At 31.4% G+C, this 22,682-nt stretch carries 19 protein-coding genes; all 19 read left to right on the forward strand.

Annotated features, from left to right (window positions below; translation table 11 throughout):
• The first annotated feature begins 20 nt into the window (after window positions 1-20).
• Window positions 21-695: a response regulator gene (locus tag ABXQ82_RS05030; protein ID WP_367055794.1), complete on the forward strand. Its 675-nt coding sequence runs from the start codon at window positions 21-23 to the stop codon at window positions 693-695.
• Window positions 696-842: 147 nt separating this feature from the next.
• Window positions 843-2,108, forward strand: coding sequence for a hypothetical protein (locus tag ABXQ82_RS05035; RefSeq protein ID WP_367055797.1), 1,266 nt, complete (start codon window positions 843-845; stop codon window positions 2,106-2,108).
• Entirely contained in the window at window positions 2,065-2,439 is a 375-nt protein-coding gene (locus tag ABXQ82_RS05040; protein WP_367055799.1) for a hypothetical protein, read from the forward strand. Before ABXQ82_RS05035 ends, ABXQ82_RS05040 begins: the two co-directional genes overlap by 44 nt.
• Window positions 2,429-2,914: a hypothetical protein gene (locus tag ABXQ82_RS05045; RefSeq protein WP_367055802.1), complete on the forward strand. Its 486-nt coding sequence runs from the start codon at window positions 2,429-2,431 to the stop codon at window positions 2,912-2,914. Before ABXQ82_RS05040 ends, ABXQ82_RS05045 begins: the two co-directional genes overlap by 11 nt.
• Complete coding sequence (locus ABXQ82_RS05050) at window positions 2,904-4,025, forward strand: type II secretion system F family protein (RefSeq protein ID WP_367055805.1); 1,122 nt, start codon at window positions 2,904-2,906, stop codon at window positions 4,023-4,025. Before ABXQ82_RS05045 ends, ABXQ82_RS05050 begins: the two co-directional genes overlap by 11 nt.
• Before the next feature lie 11 nt (window positions 4,026-4,036).
• Complete coding sequence (locus tag ABXQ82_RS05055; protein ID WP_367055808.1) at window positions 4,037-4,465, forward strand: type II secretion system protein; 429 nt, start codon at window positions 4,037-4,039, stop codon at window positions 4,463-4,465.
• A 20-nt stretch (window positions 4,466-4,485) separates the two neighbouring features.
• The gene (locus ABXQ82_RS05060) at window positions 4,486-4,947 is read left to right on the forward strand and encodes a prepilin peptidase (RefSeq protein WP_367055890.1); all 462 of its coding nucleotides are present in this window, start codon (window positions 4,486-4,488) and stop codon (window positions 4,945-4,947) included.
• Window positions 4,948-6,357, forward strand: a complete 1,410-nt coding sequence (locus tag ABXQ82_RS05065; protein WP_367055811.1) for a GspE/PulE family protein — start codon at window positions 4,948-4,950, stop codon at window positions 6,355-6,357.
• Between the two features lie 3 nt (window positions 6,358-6,360).
• Window positions 6,361-8,286 (forward strand): type II and III secretion system protein, encoded by a 1,926-nt coding sequence (locus tag ABXQ82_RS05070; protein WP_367055813.1) that lies wholly within the window; start codon window positions 6,361-6,363, stop codon window positions 8,284-8,286.
• Window positions 8,287-9,471: a hypothetical protein gene (locus tag ABXQ82_RS05075; RefSeq protein WP_367055816.1), complete on the forward strand. Its 1,185-nt coding sequence runs from the start codon at window positions 8,287-8,289 to the stop codon at window positions 9,469-9,471.
• Between the two features lie 66 nt (window positions 9,472-9,537).
• Window positions 9,538-9,999, forward strand: coding sequence for a hypothetical protein (locus tag ABXQ82_RS05080; RefSeq protein ID WP_367055818.1), 462 nt, complete (start codon window positions 9,538-9,540; stop codon window positions 9,997-9,999).
• A complete protein-coding gene (locus ABXQ82_RS05085; protein ID WP_367055821.1) occupies window positions 9,983-10,933 on the forward strand; it encodes a hypothetical protein in 951 nt (316 codons plus the stop codon). The genes ABXQ82_RS05080 and ABXQ82_RS05085 overlap by 17 nt, the downstream gene beginning before the upstream one ends.
• Window positions 10,933-11,415 (forward strand): hypothetical protein, encoded by a 483-nt coding sequence (locus tag ABXQ82_RS05090; protein WP_367055823.1) that lies wholly within the window; start codon window positions 10,933-10,935, stop codon window positions 11,413-11,415. Before ABXQ82_RS05085 ends, ABXQ82_RS05090 begins: the two co-directional genes overlap by 1 nt.
• Window positions 11,415-11,924 (forward strand): OmpH family outer membrane protein, encoded by a 510-nt coding sequence (locus ABXQ82_RS05095; RefSeq protein WP_367055826.1) that lies wholly within the window; start codon window positions 11,415-11,417, stop codon window positions 11,922-11,924. Before ABXQ82_RS05090 ends, ABXQ82_RS05095 begins: the two co-directional genes overlap by 1 nt.
• Window positions 11,925-12,009: 85 nt before the next feature.
• Complete coding sequence (locus ABXQ82_RS05100; RefSeq protein WP_367055829.1) at window positions 12,010-12,612, forward strand: hypothetical protein; 603 nt, start codon at window positions 12,010-12,012, stop codon at window positions 12,610-12,612.
• Window positions 12,609-14,189, forward strand: coding sequence for a discoidin domain-containing protein (locus tag ABXQ82_RS05105; protein ID WP_367055831.1), 1,581 nt, complete (start codon window positions 12,609-12,611; stop codon window positions 14,187-14,189). Before ABXQ82_RS05100 ends, ABXQ82_RS05105 begins: the two co-directional genes overlap by 4 nt.
• Before the next feature lie 62 nt (window positions 14,190-14,251).
• Complete coding sequence (locus ABXQ82_RS05110) at window positions 14,252-20,542, forward strand: hypothetical protein (protein WP_367055834.1); 6,291 nt, start codon at window positions 14,252-14,254, stop codon at window positions 20,540-20,542.
• A gap of 116 nt (window positions 20,543-20,658) precedes the next feature.
• Window positions 20,659-21,891 carry a hypothetical protein gene (locus ABXQ82_RS05115; protein WP_367055836.1) on the forward strand — a complete coding sequence of 411 codons (1,233 nt, stop codon included), beginning with the start codon at window positions 20,659-20,661 and terminating at the stop codon, window positions 21,889-21,891.
• A gap of 87 nt (window positions 21,892-21,978) precedes the next feature.
• Window positions 21,979-22,674 (forward strand): hypothetical protein, encoded by a 696-nt coding sequence (locus ABXQ82_RS05120; protein WP_367055839.1) that lies wholly within the window; start codon window positions 21,979-21,981, stop codon window positions 22,672-22,674.
• The last annotated feature ends 8 nt before the right edge of the window (window positions 22,675-22,682 follow it).

Raw genomic sequence — 22,682 nt, forward strand, 5'->3', positions numbered from 1 at the left:
AATTCTAACTAATTTTTTATATGGAACAAACAATCAAAGTTTTAATAGTAGAAGACCATCCTATTATTATAGATGTTTACAAAAGAGCATTACAGCAAATAGGCAAAGATAATAAAGCTTATACATTTGAAATACATTCTACAAACAGTTGCGATGCCGCAATGTTAAAAATTAAGAACGCAACACAGACTAAGGGCTTCGATTTAATATTTTTAGATATCAGGTTGTCAGAGCCCAACACTAGTACCATAAAATGTGGTGAGGATTTAGGCGCAAAAATAAGAAGTGACTATAAATCAAAAATTATTGTTTCTACTTTCTATAATGATGCCTATAAGGTTTCTAGTATTTTTAAAAGTGTTAATCCTGATGGGTTTTTAGTGAAAAATGACTTAACACATCCAATATTGGTTGAAGCCATAAACACAGTAATTTTAGATCCTCCTTTTTATAGTAAAACCATTACTAAAATATTGAGAAAACAGTCTGCTAACGATCGTGTTATTGATCATATTGACAGAGATCTTCTTCACGAACTGTCTAATGGCACTAAAATGAATGAGTTGCCAAAAATTTTACCGCTTTCAATGGCGTCTTTGGAACGGAGAAAACGGATTTTAAAAGATCTTTTTGATGTTACTGGGAAAGGCGATAGAGACTTGTTGAGAATAGCACGTGAAAAAGGGTTTATTTAGTGAACTACAATAAACTTAGAGCTAAGGCATCTCCTTTATTTAATTAAGCTTTAACCTTTATTGCTCTCTTAAAATCATTTGTACGTTTAGTGATACTTCTTTTAATGAAGCAAACTAATGTAACGCTAACTTTATCAGTCTAATAGGTTGAAACAACTAATCACATTTATAAAAAACAAATCACATGGACTAAAGGCATCTTCCTTAATCAATGCTGTTTTTATTTGCGTGATTATTTCTGTTTTTAGTGGGTGTTTGGTTTTGTTATCGCATTATCAAAACATGTTGAACAATCAACTATATATGCAGGAAAATTTGATAAATAGAAACATAGCATCATTCAACTACCTTATTAATAACCTGGAAAGTATAGATTACAATAAAGTTGAAAAAATTGATGTATTTGATGATAATTTATTCTCTTACTTAGAAAAAAAGAATTGGGGATTTTATGATATCATCGTAAGTAAAACAATCTTTAAGAATGATACTATTTCCAAAACCGCAATGGTTGGTAAAGTGAATGTTAAGGCAGATAATTTGGCACTCTATGTTACCGATTATGATAAACCTTTAAAATTATCTGGGAGCACAAAAATTTTAGGTGATATAAAAGTTCCAAACGGACGTACCGAACAAGCCTATATTAACGGTAACAAAGGAAACAAGATTAAACTTAGGGGTAAAGCATCAAAATCTAACGACAGACTACCCAAAATAAATAAAGATATAAGGATTGATTTTTCAGACTATGAACCCATACCTTTCAATTCTCTTGATAAAGAAACAATTGTTATAAACGGTTTTGATAAAACTACTAAACTTATAGATTTAAATGAAATTAATACTCTAAGTAATATTGTACTAAAAGGCAATATTGTTTTGACTTCCAATAATGAATTACAAATAGAAAAAACCGCTAAACTGAATGATGTTTTAGTGATTGCACCTAAAGTAAAAATTCTATCTGGATTTAAGGGTAATATACAGGTTATAGCTAAAAAAACCGTTGAAGTTGATGAAGACGTTTTACTAAAATACCCTTCCAGTATTTATGTGAAAAATGATAACGATTCTGTATCTGTTGTTATAAATAAAGACTCTAAAATATTAGGTGGTATTGTTATAGATGGCGATACGCATAGTGGCGCATTAAAACGTATTCTTGAGATTAAAGAAACAGCTATAGTAGTAGGAAGCATCTATTGTTATGGTAAAACTCAATTTGAAGGTCGTCTTATTGGAAGTGTTTTTACCGATAGGTTCAATCTTAAAACTAAATCTTCAAATTATGAAAACGTGATTTTAAATGCTTCTATTAATAGAGATAGTTTACCCAAAAATTTTATTGAATTGCCTTTATTTAAAAATGATATTGATAATAAGAAATATGCCATTGTTAAAGAATTTTAAAACGCTTAAAGCATCATCTGTAATGGAATCTGTAATTGCTATTTCAGTTATTTCAGTATGTTCTCTAGTGGCTTTTCTAATTTATTTGAATGTAATTAAACAAAATAAATCAATTCATTATTTCAATGCAAAACATAGTATAAACCTTTTAACCGAGCAGAGTGTTTTAGAAAACAATTATGAAAATGACACATATACTTTTAATAGCTATACAATTAGTAAAGAAGTCACTATAAATAAAGCAGAACAGACTGCGCTTTTAAAGTTTACGATAAAATCGGGTAATAGTATAGATGTGATCAACAAATTAATCACTTATTATGACAATTAAATTGCTTAAAAGTTTCACCATACTAGAGGCTTTAATCAGCTTAATGCTGATGAGCATTATTATAGTGATTACCTATTCGATTTTTAATTTAATCGGGAAGCAATTATCACTTATTAATGAAGAGCATACTCAGGTATTGGAGTACAATTTATTTAACTCAACTATGATAAGTGATATTGAAAAGTCCAATGATTTTGATATTATGAATAACGAACTCATTTTAAAAAAATATGATGAAACCGAAATAAAATATGTTTTTAAAGAGGATTATATACTAAGACACAATGCCATTAAAATAGACACTTTTATGGTGCAAGTAATTGGTTATGCGTTTCTCAATAATGATAGCGATAAAAGTTTAAATAAGGTACTGAATCTAAAATTGAGTGTATTAAACGATACCATAAATACGCACTACTTTTTAAATAAAGGCAACTCTGAAGTTATAAATGCAAAATACGCTTATGAAGATTGATGCAGTAACATATAACAGGCAAAAGAAGAAAGATGTGTTAAAAACAGATTTCAACCTTACTATGCCTAATTTCAAGAAATTTTCAGATAAACAAAAGGAGGATTTCTACAGAGAATTTTCTACGCTAATAAAAGCTGGAGTAGATTTTAATCAGGCTTTAGTGATTTTAACAAATCAGCAAAAATCTAAATTCATAAAATCTATTTATCAAACTATTAATGAGGATGTTGTTAAAGGTAAGTCTTTGCATGAAGCCATAAAAAATCATAAGTTCTTTTCGCCTTACGAATATTACAGTATAAAAATAGGCGAAGACACGAGGCGTTTACCACAGATATTTGATCAGTTGCAAAAGTTTTACTCAAGAAAAATCAAAATGAAACGGCAAGTGGTATCGGTGTTGGCATATCCTGTTTTTGTGTTGGTAATTACGTTTGCCGTGTTATATTTTATGCTAAATTTTGTTGTCCCAATGTTTGCTTCTGTATTTCAACAATTTGGAAAAGAACTTCCAGAAATCACTCAGTTTGTTGTTAGAGTATCTGATAATTTCAACCTTATTGTATTTAGCGTTTTAGGTGTTGTTATTTCCGCAATAATTGGACATAAATTATTAAAAGAAAATAATGCTTATAAAAGTATAACATCCAAAATAATTTTAAAAATCCCCTATTTTGGTAGCCTTATCAAGAAAATTTATTTAGCAAGGTTTTGTCAATCATTCAGTCTTTTGTTATCCGCAAAAACACCACTTATTACAGCTTTAGAATTAACAGAAAAAATGATTTCATTTTATCCGTTAAAGTCGGCGCTTTCACAAGCTAAAAAAGACATATTAAAAGGAGAAACATTAGCTGATAGCCTAAAAAAACATACTTTTTTTACCCCTAAAATTATTTCATTAACCGCCATTGGAGAACAAATTAATGAGCTTGACACCATGTTTGACGGTTTAGCGAATCAATACAATGATGAAGTAGATCATTCAACAAAAATGATAGGCACCATTTTGGAACCTTTAATGATTGTTTTAATAGGAGGTATTGTCGGGTTTATCATGATAGCCATGTATTCGCCAATGTTTAATTTAAGTAAGATTATTGAAAATTAAAATTTATAAACATGAATAAAAAAATATTAGAATTAAATAAAAAGAAAGGGCATTTAAAAGCATATTCCATGTCCGAAATATTAGTTGTGTTGTGCATTATCGGTATTTTAATTTACCTCGTTGTACCCAATCAAACTTCGGTTGTTACTAGTGCTAAATCTATTGAAGCGCAGAATATGTTGAGCATGATTCATGGATTGGAGAAGAGCCATTTTTACCGTCATTCTAAATACACAGCAGATTTTAATGAACTAGGGTTTGAAGAGGCTTTGACAATAGACCAAGGTGGGCAAGCGGTATATAAAATAGAAGTTATAGAAGCTACTTTAAATACATTTAAAGCTACGGCCACTTCGTTACAGGATTTTGACGGAGATGGTATTTACAACACTTGGGAAATAAATCAAGACCGATTATTAAAAGAAACCATAAAAGATTAATGATACTGCTTTTTACAACTATGTTTTTAATTGTAATTCTGGGGTTTGTTTTTTTTCAAGATTTTAGAAAAAGAACAATTCATGTGGCATTACCTATTATTCTGTTTCTTTTGGCATTGGTTATCAATTATAAGTCAACCGATTTAAGGTTAAATTGTGTTGCCTACAACATGGCTTTTGTATTAATGAATATAATTGGGCTGGTGTTATACTTTTCCTTGAAAAATAGAAAGTTTATAAATCCAATAGACACTTATATTGGGTTAGGCGATATTGTCTTTTTTCTCGCAATTACGCCCCTATTTAATTTTAAACCTTTTATCCTGTTTTTTATTTTGGGTCTGTTATTTTCTCTATTGCTTCATCTTGGTTTTGTCCTATTCAAACAGGTAAAAACAATTCCCCTCGCAGGATATCTATCATTATTTCTAACTATAAATATAGTGGCAAAATATTTATTTAATGTCAATCTTCTTTTTTAAATGAATGTCACTAATCTCAAACATATTGATTTAAGTGTCGATTTACAACAATCCATTAGTTCGGATATTGCGAACCACTTTTCAATTGTCCCTAAAACTGTTGACAATACTGAAAACACTTACTATATTGACAGATCAAAAGTTTCTGATCAAATTGCTATTAAAGAAGAATTAAAATTAATCTTCAATAAAAATATAGCTCTCGAATTAATTGACTCATCCATCATAAAAAAGACACTCTCTATTTACTACCGAAAACATGATGACAAACCAAAGTTGGTATCTTATGGGAATGATTTTTTAGAAGATTTAATTTTTGAAGCTAAAAACATTAATGCTAGTGATATTCATATTGAAATTTATGAAGAAGATGTTAGAGTACGTTTACGTATTGATGGCCAATTAATTGAGAAAAACCATATTAAAAAGGATAATTATTTAGAGTTGATAAATCAAATTAAGATTAAATCAAACCTAGATATTACCGAAAAACGACTTCCTCAAGATGGTAGAATAGAATATGACGATTTCGATATTAGAGTTTCCATTTTGCCAACACATCATGGCGAAAAAGTGGTAATGCGAATATTGGGTAGAGATGCTTCACATTTAAATATCAACAAACTAGGTATAGAAAATGAAGACGTTACATTGTATCTAGAAGCTGTAAAGAAAACAAATGGCATTGTTCTCATTAGTGGACCTACAGGATCTGGAAAAACAACCACATTATATGCTACGCTAAAACACCTTAATGATATAAAAAGAAATATAGTAACAGTTGAAGACCCTATAGAATACACCCTTAAAGGCATCAACCAAGTTCAGTTAAAAGAAAATATTGGGCTAACATTCACATCTGCATTACGTTCTTTTTTGAGACAAGATCCAGATATTATCATGCTTGGAGAAATCAGGGATGCCCAAACAGCACAAATGGCTATTAGAGCATCTTTAACAGGGCATTTAGTGTTATCTACAATTCATACAAATTCAGCTATTGGAACAATTTCTAGGCTAATAGATATGGGCGTTCCATCATTTTTGATTGCAGAAACAATGAATATATCAGTCGCACAAAGATTAGTGCGAACATTATGCGCTGCTTGTAAAAGTGAACAACATTTCAATCCAGACGATTTACCTCGTTCTTTTAAATCAGAAAAAACTCTAAAAACACATTTTATTGCTGTAGGATGCGACGAATGCTACCATACAGGATATAAAGGAAGACGGGCTATTTACGAAATACTTCCTATTAATTTTAATGTGGCAGAAAGTATTAAAAAAAACACCTTAGAGCAATCTGATTTTATAAAAAACAAAAGACTCTCAGACAAAGCGTTTGATTTATTATCAAGAGGACTAACATCAATAGAAGAAATTTACCCAATACTTATTAATTCTTAATATATGCCGAACAGGATTTTAAATATATTCTTTTTTTGTTTCCTTTTTAATTTGGGGTTTTCGCAAACACATATTGAAACCTTTACTAAAAAGTTGGATGAACTTGCAAAATCAAAAGAAGGTTTAAATGATAATGTTAGAATTGATTTATCGGGTTTAACCCTATATGATTTTATTAATGCACTTGCCGAAGAACATGAGTTGAATGTTAGTGTGGATGCTAATTTAAACCAGTTGGTAACCAGCAATTTTTATGATGTTAACATAAAAGATGTGTTTTTATTTTTGATTCAAAAACATAAATTGGAAGTCGATGTCATGAACAATATTTTGGTGTTTAATAAAAAACCAGATGAAGTTGTTATTGAAAAACCAAAACCTTTAAAGAATATAGACGTCACATATAATGAACAAAATAAGTTTTTATCTGTCAAATTAAAAAATGATTCACTTCCTAGAGTTGCTCAAGCCATTACAGATGTTTCTGAACGAAATGTTGTTTTAGCACCCGATGTGAAAAATGAAAAAGTATCAGCATACATATTAAACAGGCCTTTTGACCAAGTTTTGGAAATGGTGGCAAAGTCCAATAGTTTGGTGTTAACCATTGATGAGAATAATAATTATTATCTGGAAAAAGATATTGCTCCACAACCACAAGCTAAACCAACTACACAAACCAGTAGAAGCAGGCGATCAACTTCTAAAAACAGCAAGGTTGACCAAGGAGAAGATGGAGGTTTTGAAATTAAGGTTAATCCACAAGGTTTTTTAGACATTAAAGCTTCCGAAGCCGATGCATCTGAAATGATTATAGAAGCTGCAAAAAAATTGAATGTTAATTACTTTATGTATAACACACCAACAGATGTGAATACCACTCTGATGGCCAATGGCATTACCTTTGATAATTTTCTAGACCATCTTTTTAAGGGAGAAAAATATACCTACAAAACAGTTGATGATTTATATTTAATTGGTGAGCATGCTACCGAAGGTTTACGAATGGTCGAACTGGTTCAATTAGAAAACAGAACTATAGAAACTGTTTTAACAAGTTTACCTGCTGCAATTATCCAAGGCTTGGAAGTGAAGGAATTTGTGGAATTAAATGGTTTTGTGGTATCGGGTTCTAAAATCCATATTCAGGAATTCAAAGATTATATTTATGAAATAGATTTAGTTGTTCCTGTTATACAAATAGAAGTTCTTATCGTTCAGTATCAAAAGGCCTACGAGATACAGACAGGTATTCAAGCTGGATTGGACAACACACCAAAAACCACTTCAGGAGTACTTTTCCCAACTAGTGATGTTAATCTAAACGCCACATCGGTTAATGGTTTGATTGATGCTTTCAATGGATTGGGTATTATAAATCTTGGAAAGGTTACAGAAAATTTTTATTTGAACTTAAAAGCTTTAGAAAACAATTCATTAATAAAACTCTCATCTACACCAAAGCTTGTTACTTTAAATGGGCATGATGCTACGTCTTCAATTGGGGAAACGAGTTATTATTTCGAGCAGAATAACAGGTTAATTAATTCAGGTGTAAATAATAACATTTTGCAATCTGGAACATGGAAATCTACTGAGGCAAATTTGAGTATAAATATAAAGCCTTTTGTATCAAAAGATGAGAATGTAACACTTACCATTTCTGTTGAAAAAAGCTCATTTCTTGGCAGAGCTGGAGAAGATGCACCACCAGGAAAATCTACGCAAAAGTTTGAATCTTTGGTTCGCGTAAAAAATAACGAAATGGTGCTTTTGGGAGGTTTGGATGAACTGGAAAACGAAAATTCAGGCACAGGAACCCCTTTGCTTTCAAGAATACCAGTAATCAAATGGTTGTTTAGCGGTAGAAAAAAGAGAAAGGAAAAATCGAAGCTTCATATTTTTATAAAACCAACAGTCACCTATTAGATGTTAGACCAATTAAAAAAAATATTAATTTTATCTAGTGGATATTATGCCATTAATATCTTTAAAACAGATGGTGTATTTGGATATCAACTTATCGAATTCCTTTATAAAAATGATGAATTACTAATCAAAAATCGCTTTTTTGCCAATAAGCTCGATGAAGCATTCAAAGAGAAACTTAAGAAAGACTACCCCGTACTTTTGCATATAGAAGGGAATGCTATTATAAACAAAGCTGTTGAAAATAAAACAGGTTATAGAAATGATTTAATTTTTAAAGCGGATTTAAATGAGTTCTATTTTTATGAATACCATCAAAATGAAACCATTTTTATTTCTGTATCAAGAAAAGAGCATATTGATGCTTGCCTAGAACAAATAAGCAATCTAGGTCTATTTGTTATCCATATTTCCTTTGGGCCTTTTGTAATGGCAAATTTACTTCCTATTGCCAAAGATTATTCTGCTCTTTCTTCATCCAACTACACACTTGATATAAGTAATAATGAAGTAGTATCATTTCAGAATACAGAAACAACCAATACAGAATATGTTATAAACGATGATAAATTCAACCAAAGAGAACTCCCGCTTTTAGCAACTTTTCTGGAATACAAATATCCAAATCCAAAAATCGATTTTGATGCTGATTTTTTAGTGAAAAATAGCGATGAATTTAAATATAAAAAATGGTTTAAAATAGCAGGTATTTTTATGCTCGTGTTTTTTTTAGTCTCACTTACAGTTAGTCATTTCTTTATGGATTATTATGCGAATGCTTTAGCCGAAAAACAGTCCATGTATGCAATGTCTCAGCAAACTACCGCTAAAGTTCTCGCTTTAAAAGAGGAAAAGATTCTGAAAGAAAAAATATTGCAGTCTAGTGGTATTGGCAACAGTAGTTTTTTAACTCAATATGTTATGGATATTGGTAATTCAGTACCATCAGATATTATTCTTAACACAATACATATTGTACCGCTATTTAAAAAAATAAAACCTGCAGAAAAGATAGATTTTGAAATGAGCATTATAACCATACTAGGGGAATCTGAAAACGATACCTCTTTTAATAATTGGCTAAAGGTATTGGGGAATTTAGCATGGATAAAGAAAATGGACATTGAAGACTATTCTGAAGAAACAAATACGGAAAACACATTCAAAATAAAGATTAAGATATAGGTGTTTAAAAATCTAACATATAAACAAAAGTTTTTTGCAGTAATAGGTGGTTTCATATTACTGTTTATGGCGTCATACAAGAAAACCTATAAACATACATTAACCGCAAAAAAAGAGTTAAGACTTGTTAAAGAAAAATTAGCAAATAATGAAAGTTCGCAAAATGAACTTTATTATTTGAAAAATGACATAGGGAATCTAGAAAAAACAATTGGAGGGCAAACTAAAAATCCAGAACGTGTTCAACAGGAATTACTTGATTTCATTTCTATAAACGAATTTAATGTGAACATAGTTTCTATAGCAGATGTTCATTTATTTTCTGATAATGATTTTTTAATTTATTCTAACCAAATAGAACTTGAAGGAAACTATAAGGATTTAATAGAAACGCTTTACGAAATAGAAAAAAAATTCAAGAATTCAAGAGTAGTAAACACACAGATGTACTCTAAGAAGAATTACAGAACTAAAACCAAAACACTTTATTTAAAAATAATTTTACAGAATTATGAAAACGCTAAATAGTACCCTTTTAATAATGCTTCTTTTTTTGTCATTTTCTTGTGATGATATATTAGAAGAAGATATAACTAATGATAATTTACAAACTAAATATCCAATAGAAGGAACAGTTGTTGATGGAAATACGGTGCAATTTTCATGGCAAAATCTTGATGGTGCAGACGATTATAGAATACAAATTATTAAAAGCCATCAAGTATTTGAAATGGATTCTTTAGTATCAACAAATAGCTTAACAGTTACACTCGATTCAGGAACTTACCAATGGCGGGTTAGAGGTGAAAATTTTGCTTATGAAACAGCTTATAGTTTTCCCATAAATTTTTCTACGCAAGCTTCAACAAATTTAACAGATCAGGATGTTATACTGGTATCACCTTCAGATAATCTTTATACAAAAAACATTAATACTATTTTCACATGGAATAAACTTACCAGCGTGACGTCTTACAATTTTGAACTCATTAAAAAATTAAGTGGAGAACAAACCGTATTTCAGGAAGCTGAAATCACTTCCAACAGTTTAACAATAAATGATACTTTATTTGATGAAGATGCGGAGTATATATGGAAGGTCAAGGGTTTAAATGAAACATCTGAAACACAATATTCTCAAAGGACAATATTTCTAGATAGAGTAGCACCAAACCAACCTTCGTTGACCTCTCCCGCAGACCAAGAAACCACAACCACCACAGTAACATTTAATTGGACAAATGGAACAGATTCTGGAAATGTAAAATCTGGAATTACCAATACTATAGAAATAGCATCTGATTCTAATTTTAACTCTATAATTCATTCTGCTAGCACGCCTAACAATTCTGCCCAACATGATTTCGCCTCAACGGGAACTTATTATTGGAGAATTAAAGCCATTGATGTCGCGACTAATGAAAGTGATTATAGCATTGTTAGATCTCTAGTAGCAGAATAATGAATAGAAAGTATTTAAATACCACGCTAATAATCCTTCTAGTCATAATCTGGGGTTCTGTATTTTATAAATATTTTGGAGGCAAAAAATCTTTAGAAGAAAATCTGTATTTAAATAATTTAGTATCAAATAACACTAAGAAATATAATATAACTAAAGATACCTTTCAACTCAAATTAATTACTAAAGATCCATTTGGAGTGAGCACAATAAAGAAAGTTCATCTTTCTAAACCTTCAATAAAAAAATCAACAAAAAAGAATAAACCATTTTTAGACAAAAAGATTGTTTGGCCTAAAATCAGTTATCATGGATTTGTCAAATCAGAAAACAATGAAACTCCATTAATTCTATTAAAAATAGACAACAAAGTTTACAGAAAGCGTGAAGGCGAAGTAGTACGTGATATTACTCTGGTAAAAGTACATAACGATTCTGTAATAATATCCTTGAATAATAATATTAAAACCATAAAAAGATAATGATAAACAAAAATAATATCCATGCAATTACCAATTCAATTTTACTTTTAGCCCTTATAGTATTTGGTCTTTATTATTGCACAAACGAAAGGAAACAAGAGCTTGTTTATGTTGATAACATAAAACTCTTCAACGGTTTCAACATGACCAAAGACATTAAAACAATCGAGGAAGCAAAAATCAAAAAGCAAGGCAAAGAATTAGATAGCTTATATACCAAATTTCAGTCCATAAAAGATAAGGAGGATGTGTCTTCTAAAAGTCTGCAACAGCAAATAGCTTATAAAAGTAAAGCCTTTCAGGAATTACAGGATAATTATTCACATAATTTGAGCAATACTATTTGGAATAGACTTAACGGCTATATTAAAGAATACGCACAAACATATAGCCTAAAAGTCGTATTAGGCACTAGTGGCAATGGCAATCTTATGTATGGTGAAAAATCTATAGATTTTACTAACGAGGTTTTAGAATTCTCAAATCAAAAATACGAAGGGCAACATTAAGGCTGACCTTTAATATTCAAAGGGAAAACCTTAACAGCACTTTCTAAGTTTTCTGTAATTTTAAGAAAAATTTAACAAGTGTTTTATGCAGCCTTATAAAAGGTATTTTCCCTCACTTTATTTTATAGTATTACTGGTATTTGGTCTGTCCCTATCATGTGATAAATTTTCAAAATCTACTGAGATACAGGAGTACAAATTTTTCAATCTCCAGCAACAAGGTTGGAAATCTAAAAGTGTCACCCAATTTGTTGGTGATATCAATTACACAGCTACCGAAGTCCCTATTCAGTATTACCTATTAAAAAATAACCAAGAAGATCTTACAAAAGTAGATTCTCTTTATTTAGTAAACGCTAAAGAACGTGTTATAGAAATAGAGTTTCAGCATGCCAATCAAACAGATTTATTGCTAAAAGACTACACCAGCAAAACCTATGAAGATGCCGTAAAATATATGGCATTTACAATAGAAAAAGATTTCACGGTTGTTACCTCTTCAAACGACACCATTTCATGCTCAGGAGTAAACTTTGAAAGAAATTTTAAGGTAGCCCCCTTTAAGCGTGTACTTCTATATTTCAATAATATTAATACTAAAGATAACATAAAACTTATATACCAAGACCAGTTATTTGGGAATGGTATTGTAAAATTCAATTTTAACGAAATACCATTGAAATTATGAAAACTATAAAATCAATTATATCAATACTATTATTTTTAATAGTTAATTTTTCATTTAGCCAAACTAACTTAGCTCTTGGGAAAACTACAGAACAATCAAGTTTAGATCACTCTGGTATTTCTTCTAGAGCTGTAGATGGCAATACTTCATCTGAATGGAGTTCAGGCAGTATAACCCATACTCTTTTTGAGGCTAATCCTTGGTGGAAAGTAGATTTAGGAGAGATATATAATATAAGCCAAATTGATATCTATAATAGAAGTGATATTTTAGGTAATGGAATTCTGGCTAGTGATAGAATAATAGGATCAAAAATATATGCTGGTAATATTAATTCTTCAAACCCCAGTGATTATACCTTGGTTGCAACCCTTATTAATAACGATATAATTCAGCAAATAAATAATCTAAATTTAACGGCCAGATATATTTTGGTTTATTTAGAGGGTGCTAGTAAGGTTCTTTCCCTTGCAGAAGTAGAAGTTTATGGTTTACAAGACTCTCAACTTCCAACGACTCCAACATTATCTAATGTTGCTCAAACTGATGTCACAGTAGATTTAAATTGGACAGCTGCTACTGATGATACAGCGGTCACAGGTTATAAAATCTATAAAGATGGTGCTTTAAAAACTACTTTGGGTAATGTTTTAACTTATCAAGTTACTGGACTTGTGGCTGCAACAACATATAATTTTACTGTTACGGCTTTAGATGCGGCAGGTAATGAGAGTGCTTTGAGCAATATAGTGAACGTTACTACAAATTCATCTTCTGGTGGTGGCGGTTCAGGATATTGGAGTTTAAACAATCAAGATGTTTATTATAATGATGGTAAAGTTGGAATAGGCACTGACTCGCCACAAGCAAAACTTCATATTAAAAATCAAGACAATACAGTATCAAGTATTTTGGGTGAAAATAGCTCACAAGACAAATTTTATACTAGATCTAAAGATTCAGGTTTTGAAATAGGTGTTTATAATCACTCTATAGATAACCCAGGCAATTCTATTGGCGAATACGAATATGCTTTTACTCAAAGACTATTTTTAAATGGCACCGTAGATGTTATGCCAAATTTAAATTATTCTGATTTAGTTGTTGGTTCTGTTTTTACTATAGGTTCTTATTCTTCAGTTTTTGGTGAAAATGCAGGTAGTTATAATTTCAAAGTTAAAGGCAACGGGCATTTTACTAGTTATCTTACTGTCGGCACAGATAACCCTGCTGGATACCTATTGGCAGTTGGTGGAGATGCAATTGTAGAAGAAATAAAAGTATCATTAGTTGAAAATTGGCCGGACTACGTATTTAATGAAAACTACCATTTACCTTCACTTAAAGAAGTAGAAAACCATATTCAAATTAATGGGCATTTACAAAATTTGCCTACTGCTTCCGAAGTTGTAGAAAACGGTATTTCTCTGGGTGAAATGAACGCTAAACTTCTTGAAAAAATTGAAGAATTAACACTCTACACTATTCAACAACAAAAAGAATTAGAGAATCAGGAGTACAAAAATAAAACTCTTGAAGAGCGTCTAGCTAAACTTGAAAGTTTAATTGGGAAGTAATTTAATTTTATTCTGCAAATACCATTTTTAAATCAAAAAGATAAGCAATAAACTATCTGCAAATGAAAAATATTAGAACCAGTAAAATATCCCGAATAATAGCATGCTACTTGTCAATACAATTGATATTAACGAGCATACATCCATCAAATTTATTTGCACTCACAGGAGGCCCTTCGCAACCAGAATTTAACTCCTTTACACCTATTGGGACATCAGATATGGTTAATCTCTCAACTGGAGATTTTAATTACAATATACCAATAATGGATGTTGGTGGCTACCCTTTAAACCTTGCTTACAATTCAGGCATTACAATGGATCAAGAAGCCTCATGGGTAGGATTAGGCTGGAATCTTAATGTAGGGCAAATTGCTAGAAACGTACGCGGTATTCCTGATGATTTTAATGGGGATGAAATTCGTTATGAAAATGATATGCGAGATAATGTTACAGTTGGTACCAATCTCAGACTTCAACCTGGTTTCTTTGGGGAAGATATTCCTTTAGATATTGGATTAGGCTTAGGAATAGAGTATAACAATTACGAAGGTATTTCATTCAAACCGTCTTTTGGTATTAGCTATAATATCAGCGATAATGTAACCGTAGGGATGAATGTATCTTCAACAACAGCCGAGGGAGCTACAGTAACTCCTAATATTTCACTATCGAAGAAAAGTGATGTTACTGAAGATATTATGGTTCATACCGCTACTGGAAATATAGGTGTTGGTTTCAATTCTAGAAAAGGTCTAGAAAACATGAGTCTATCTCTTTCTGGCAGGAAAAATGAAGCAAATAATTGGAAATCAAATACTAATGGAACAGAAGAATATAATGAAGGAGGCTATAAAGGAGGCGGAGGTATTGGAGGAGGTATTTCATTTAACGACCAAAGCTATACTCCAACAAAGCGTGCTGGCATGGAGAATAGTAATTTTTCGTTTAGCGCAGGTTTAGGAATTACTGTCTTTGGAACAGATTTTCAGCCTAGAGTATCAGGGTATGGCTCATATCAAGGTTTAAGAGCATCAGAAAAAGATAAGAATGTTCAGGCTTTTGGCTATGAACATACAGAGGCTAATGAGGGGCTAAATGGTATTTTAGATTTTAATCGAGAGAAAGATAAATCTTATTCTAAAAACACCACAGTATTACCTATAACAAATTACACATATGATATTTATGCCATATATGGGCAAGGTGCTGGAGGTCAATTTAGACCATTTAGGAGCCAAACAAGTTATGTGTACGACCAAACTATAAACGATTATGGGAATGGTGGTAGTTTTGGTCTAGAAGGCGATGTTGGTAATTTGGTTCATATTGGTTTTGATATTAAAGTAAATCCATCTACAAGTTACACAGGTAAATGGAAGAATAAAAATTATGCATTGCCTAAATTTATAGAAACAGAAGGAGATCAAAACCCAATTACATATGAGCCTGTATATTTTCAAACCATAGGAGAATTAGGTTTAGATCCTCAACCAGAACTATATAATACTCAGTTACATTCAAATCGAGCAATTAAAATTGGTCTAGGCGGAGGAAGGTATAATAGAAAAGCATTGCCAGAATTTAGTGTAAAATCTATAAATGACGGTACAAATGGCTCCGTTAATGGAACAGCAACTTATTTGTCTTCTAATATCTCTTCCAAAATAAAAAGAACAGAACGTAGAAACCGTAATCAATCTATTCAAAAAATAATAAAAGAAGAGGCAGAGTTCGATGAGTTTATTGATTTTAGGGAGACTGATAATTTTGCTCAAAACCACCATACGGCTGGAATAAAAGTATTAAAACCAGATGGCAGTACATACGTATATGGGGCAACTGCCTATAATACCAAAAAAGTAGAAGCCACTTTTGATGTATCTGGTAGTAATGATGTTAACTGTGCTACAGGTATTGTTGGAGATATAGGTTCTAATGGAAACACATTAAAGCATAGTGACCATTTTTTAAACAGAATAACAACCCCTGCTTATGCACATACATATCTTATAAGCTCTGTACTTTCTAGTGATTATGAAGATGTTGATAATAATGGACCTTCTCTAAATGATTTAGGAGCATATACTTTATTTTCATACAAACAACATGAAGAAGATTTTAAGTGGAGGGTACCCTATAATACAGATGAAGCATCGTACAATGAAGGGTTAAAGTCTAAGTATCATGATCAGAAAGGAAACTATATTTATGGTGAAAAGGAGTTAGTTTACATTGATAAAATTGAAACTAAAACACATGTTGCAGTTTTTAAGCTTATTAATAGAGAAGATGGGCGTGGAGCTAGAGGAGAAACTAGTAATGAAGTAACTAGCCCAGGTTTTCAAAAAGCAATTGATAAAATTTATTTGTTTTCAAGACCAGAATTTGAACCATTTAGAGAGCTGTTTAACGGTAATATTGACGATAATGACCCTGTTTTTGCACTTTTAGAAAAAGAAGCTATTAAAGTAGCTCATTTTGACTATAACTACAGTCTTTGTCCAGGAGTACCCAACAATCTTGAAGGAGGCGGTAAACTAACCTTAGAAAGAGTTTATTTTACCTATAGAGGTTCAAATATGGGGCGCTATACGCCTTACACATTTAATTATGACAATCTTAATCCGAATCGTAATCCAGAGTACAATTTAAAAGGATATGATGTTTGGGGGAATTATAAAGTAAATGATGTGCTATCTGGATGTGATGCAAATGACCCAATAACAGCAGCAGAATTTCCATATACAGATCAAGATAAGACTACAGCAGATAAAAATGCTAGAGCTTGGACTTTAGCCTCAATAGATTTGCCTTCAGGAGGAAAACTATCTTTTGAAACAGAAGCAGATGATTATCAATACGTGCAAAATCGTAAGGTAATGCAGATGTTTAATGTTAGTGGTGCGGGAAATACAGTTGCACCCAATGAAACAGATTTAAACAATGCAGTACTCTATAATGGTAATAATCATGCTAAATTTTTGTATATAAAAATAAGTGATGATACTAATACTGTCGTAACATCTCAAAACCTAATTGATGATTACATTGGAGATCAAATTGGAGAGGCCATTCAATTTAGAATGTTACTCAACATGACAAAAAAATCATGGCAATATGATTATGTAACGGGATATTTTAAGCTAGATAATACTGTAAACAATGGTTACAATGTTATAAAAATAACTAATGCATCAGACGCTACTAAAAATGGCACTTATGCTACCCTACCACTACAAGAATTAAAAAAAGAAGGTGGTTTTATTAATAGCGATGCATTGGTAAACCCAATAGCAAAGTCAGGGTGGTATTTTGCGAGAAGTTATTTAAATAGAGAGGCATATAGTTTAGGAGGTGATTCTAATAATACTGATTTCGCCTCTATTGTAGGAGATTTGGTATCTAGTTTAGGAAGCGTTTTTGAAATATTTTCTGGACCAAATGGAAAACTACAAGACAAGGGATGTGCTCGTATTTTTAATCCAGAAAAATCATGGGTGCGCTTGTTAAACCCAACTAAAAGAAAACTTGGTGGAGGTTTAAGAGTATCTAAAATAGAAATGCATGATAATTGGGATGCGATGACCAGTAATTTAGGTAACCCTCTATACAAACAATTTTATGGTCAAGAATATAATTATAATAATGAGGATGGAACTACTAGCGGAGTAGCAACTTACGAACCAGCATCAAGTAAAGAAAACCCTTTTATTGAACCTATCTATGATACATCGGAAACTGCTCGTGATAAATTAACTGCTCCAAAAGAATCTAACTATACGGAAAAGCCTTTAGGAGAATCCTTCTACCCATCTCCAACAGTCACATATGCGCGTGTTGAAGTCAAAAATTTAGAGAGAAAGAGAACTGATAATGGGACAACAGTAGTTCTTAAAAAACATGCGACAGGGAAAGTGGTTAATGAATTTTATACATCATTTAATTTTCCAACAATAACAAATTATACCGACATAGGGCCAACCTATGTAGATAATGCAAGCGGTTTGTCAAGCATATTAAATATTTCTGTTAGAAACCATATCACGCTATCACAAGGATTTGTGGTTGAAACCAATGATATGAATGGAAAGATGAAAAGTCAGCGCGTTTATGCTGACGGTCAATCTACGGCAATATCTGGAGTAGACTATAATTATAGCACTAATGATGATGACACATTAAATAATATTTTACCTACAATTAACGAGAAAGGTGAAATATCAGATAATAAAACATTGGGGATACATTATGATGTGGTTAATGATTTCAGAGAAAGTTATAGCAAATCTGAGACTTTTGGGGTAAATACAAATGTAACGGCCATGTTAATTGGTATTTTTCCAAATATTGTTGTGCTTCCTGTACCTCAATATGCATTTCATGAAAATATTTTGAGAACTGCTGTTACTACTAAAGTAATACATAAAACCGGTATCCTAAAAGAAAAGGTAGCTTATGATGTAGGTGCTCAAGTATCTACTGAAAATGTAGCTTGGGATGCAAATACAGGACAAGTGTTGTTAACTAAAACGGTAAACGAATATGATAACGCATATTACAATTTTATGTATCCAGCATATTGGTATTATAAAGGGATGGACAGAGCTTCTAATAATTTAGGTCTATCTGGATTTTTAGAGCCTACAACAGATAATGAGGTAATGTTTAATGTAAAGGCATCAAACACTAATACGTATCTCTCAGGAAATCTTCCTTTTTATCCAGGAGATATTTTAGAAACTCGTAATAATAATAATAATAATAATAATATGGACAGTCAAAAGCTTTGGGTGGTAGAAATTGAGGATAGCAAGGTGAAACTTATGGATGCTGAAGGTCATGTTATAAACCATGAATGTACCCCATATGTTAAAGGTAATCTAGAGTTTAAGATCATCCGCTCAGGATATAAAAATACGCAAATGGCTTCAATGTCATCTGTAACTAGTATGTTAAATCCAATAGACTTAAATAACGATAATTTATACAACAATATTAATTACATATCATTTAATTCTGATATATCAATTGGGCTTGACAATCCAAAAGTAATTAATTCAAGTGCCGTAAGGTACAATGAAACATGGAAACCTCAAGATCAATTGGGCTTACCAAGATTAACTCCCGCTGTAGAAGCAAAACTTGATGAAGCACTTCAATTAAGCCCTACACCATTTACAAATCCTATACCAGCAATAAGTTATGGATTTAACCCATATTTATATAATGTATTAGGAGAATGGCGTGCTGTAGAATCTTATGCATATTTAACAGGAAGAACATCAGACATTCCAACAAATGAAAATCCAGTTTTAAAAAGTAATGGCTATTTTGAAAATTTCATACCATTTTATGTGAACTCAGGTGGTGTTTGGGATATAATTAATGTGTCTGGTGTACCACAATCGCTTAATAAATGGACGTCTGCTAGTACAGTTACGCAATATAGCCCTTATGGAGCAGAATTAGAGAACAAAGATGCTTTAGGAAGGTATTCTTCCGCACTATACGGATATGGTTATACGCTTCCAACCGCAGTAGCTTCAAATAGTAAATTCAATGAAATTGCCTTTGATAGTTTTGAAGATGGTGCTTATAGTGCTCCTTTAAATGCAACCTCTGCTGTAATAGACGAAATAAATTACGATACTGAAGAAGTAACTTATTTTAACAGGGATCATTTTAGCATTAATACTTTTAACGGAGATACTCAAGGCAATGGAAATGTAATTACAACAGAATCTCATACAGGAAGAAGTAGTTATAAACTTTCTGGAGATCAAGTGCGAGTCACTAAGGGGCTTACCCCTTATAATTATGTAATTCAAGACTATCCATGTTATGAATCTGATAATCAAGAAGTAATTGATACTATAACGGTAACCCGAGTACCAAGTTCGTTGCCACCAAATGATTCTGGTGATGATGGAAGGATTTATACTTTGAAGGGCCATTCATTTACACCTGTGGTTTGGAATTTTTTAATAGAAGGAAAACCATATGACATAGTCTATTTACATTGTGAATTTGAAAATAGTGTTACTGATAATTTTTCAGAATCTTATACCGAAATAGTATTAGATGATAACAATATGGAGGGATCTCTTTTGTCTACCGCAAATCTAAGTACAACAAGCTTACATATGGTAAGAAGCTCTTATTTAAAAGTTAAGTTGGATGCCAATGGAGAAGCTAGTTTTTTAGTAAAATCTAGAGTATACAATGGTGGTGGTGCTAATAACCCAGAATTAGTTGCAAGGTCTACCCTTAGATTTTTTGATGCTTTAGGTAGAGATAAAAATGTAAATAGTGTACATGGTTTTATAAATGAATATTCAAATCTTAATTAACAATGAAAACTCAAAGTAAAATACTTATAATATTTATTATCTTATTTAGCCTTAAAATATGCTTATGTCAAGAGCTGGAATGTATTCCTGTAATTTCTTATGAAGACGCAACTTTCGTGAATGTTCCAGCAAATAATAATTCCTTAAATAATTATTCTGGTACAATAACAAATACCAACTGGACAACCGTTGGAACACCAGATGTGATCACACCAGGAGTTAATGGTTGGCAAGGTAATTGTACAAATGTAGATGGTTTGCATTGTAATGAGGTTAATGCTATAGATATTTTAAGACATGATTTATCTTCCGATATTTCAGGTGAAAATTATGCTATAACGAGAGGATATATAGATCATGATGAAACTATACAAGCAAGAAATAATAATGTTTTAGGGGCAATTGAATCCGAGGGTATATCACTTTCAGTAAGATTAGAGCCTAATCAAAAGTATTATTTACGTTTTTCTCAAGTAAATGCAAGACGTCAGAGATATGATCAATTTATAAGTTCAGCTAAATGGATAGTCACTTTAGATGGTAATGAAATTGGTTCTAGTATTTATATGCCAACTGCAAAATATAGTGAGGGAAATTTATCATGGCATCAATCGATAATAGTTTTCGAAACTGGTGATACTGAAGATTATATTCTAGAGTTCATTGTAGAAGAATTACATCAAAGCGCGGATCATATACATGATTTTAAATTGCCAATATCGAATACAGGATTCAATACAGATTATAGTCTTGCATCCATATATAATTACATGCTCCTAGATAACATTTCTTTAATACAAGAAGGGCATTGTACGGCACCCCCAGGTGTAACTGAAAAAAACAATAGTTCATTTATTCCAGACAAAGAACAAACCTATGTTATTAGCGGTTGGGTTAAAGAAGATTACCTACCGCAGAGAATATCATATTCAAGTAATATTAGTGTTTCATTTAATGAAGCCGAAAACACATCTACCCCCTTTTATTTTTACCCTTCAGGATCAGTTATTGAAGGATGGCAAAGAATAGAAGGAAGTTTTACCGTTCCAACTAACGCCACAGATATTAATATAGTTTTAACTAATGATATTCAAAGTTTTGGATACAATGCCTTCTTTGATGATATACGTATTCACAGATCAGATGGCAACATGAAAAGCTTTGTGTACGACCCAGCAACGCAACGTCTCATGGCTGAATTAGATGAAAATAATTATGCAACTCTCTATGAATATGATAATGAGGGTGGTTTGGTTCGTGTTAAAAAAGAAACAGAACGTGGTATATATACAATACAAGAAACACGTTCGGGGAATTCTAAAATCAATGTAACTACCACTAACAATTAAATAATACTAGGGCAAATGGTACCAATTGTAAAAAAAACAAAATATAAATTTTTTTTTGCTTCAAACATTAAGTTTCCATTATTTCTGATGCTTTTATTTCTAGTTTCAAATATAAGCGCACAATCAAAAAGCAATACTGAGAATGTAAAAGAAATTTTCGAAAAAGTAAAAAACAACTACGAAACAAAAAATTTTTATAGTTTTAATATAAAGTATCAGCTTTTTAAAAGTGCCAATGCTACAGTTGTAGAAGAATTCTATACTGGTAAAATTATAAAAAATGAAGCGAAATATTATTCTAAAATAAATAATACTGAGTTTATTCAAATAGAAGACATACATCTAAAAATCAATCATGACGAAAAGGCAATGTTGTATCTAAAACAGCCTGTAAGTAGTTATAATAGTTTAATAGAACTAGCATCATTTTTAAAGTTTTTTGAGCAAACAAATATTGAATTAAAGCAAGATACTTATGTATGTGAGCTTGTTTCTAAAAATATTACTGTTTTACCATATAGTAAGGTAATAGTGTACATTGATGCTAAAACATATTGTATTAATAAACAAGTGTTATTTCTTTTAAATCAACAAAATTTCGAAGATGACAAAGGAAATATAATAGCCTCAAATCCAAGGTTAGAAATTATATTTTCTCCTGTTAATCATAACCCAATTTCAGGCGAAAAATTCGTGCTATCTAAATATGTGTCCTTAATTGATGGTAATATTAAACCTTCAAAGCATCTAAAAGGGTATCAAATTATAAATACAACACTGTAAACTTTACT

The organism is Algibacter sp. 2305UL17-15 (assembly GCF_040720935.1).
GTDB lineage: Bacteria > Bacteroidota > Bacteroidia > Flavobacteriales > Flavobacteriaceae > Jejuia.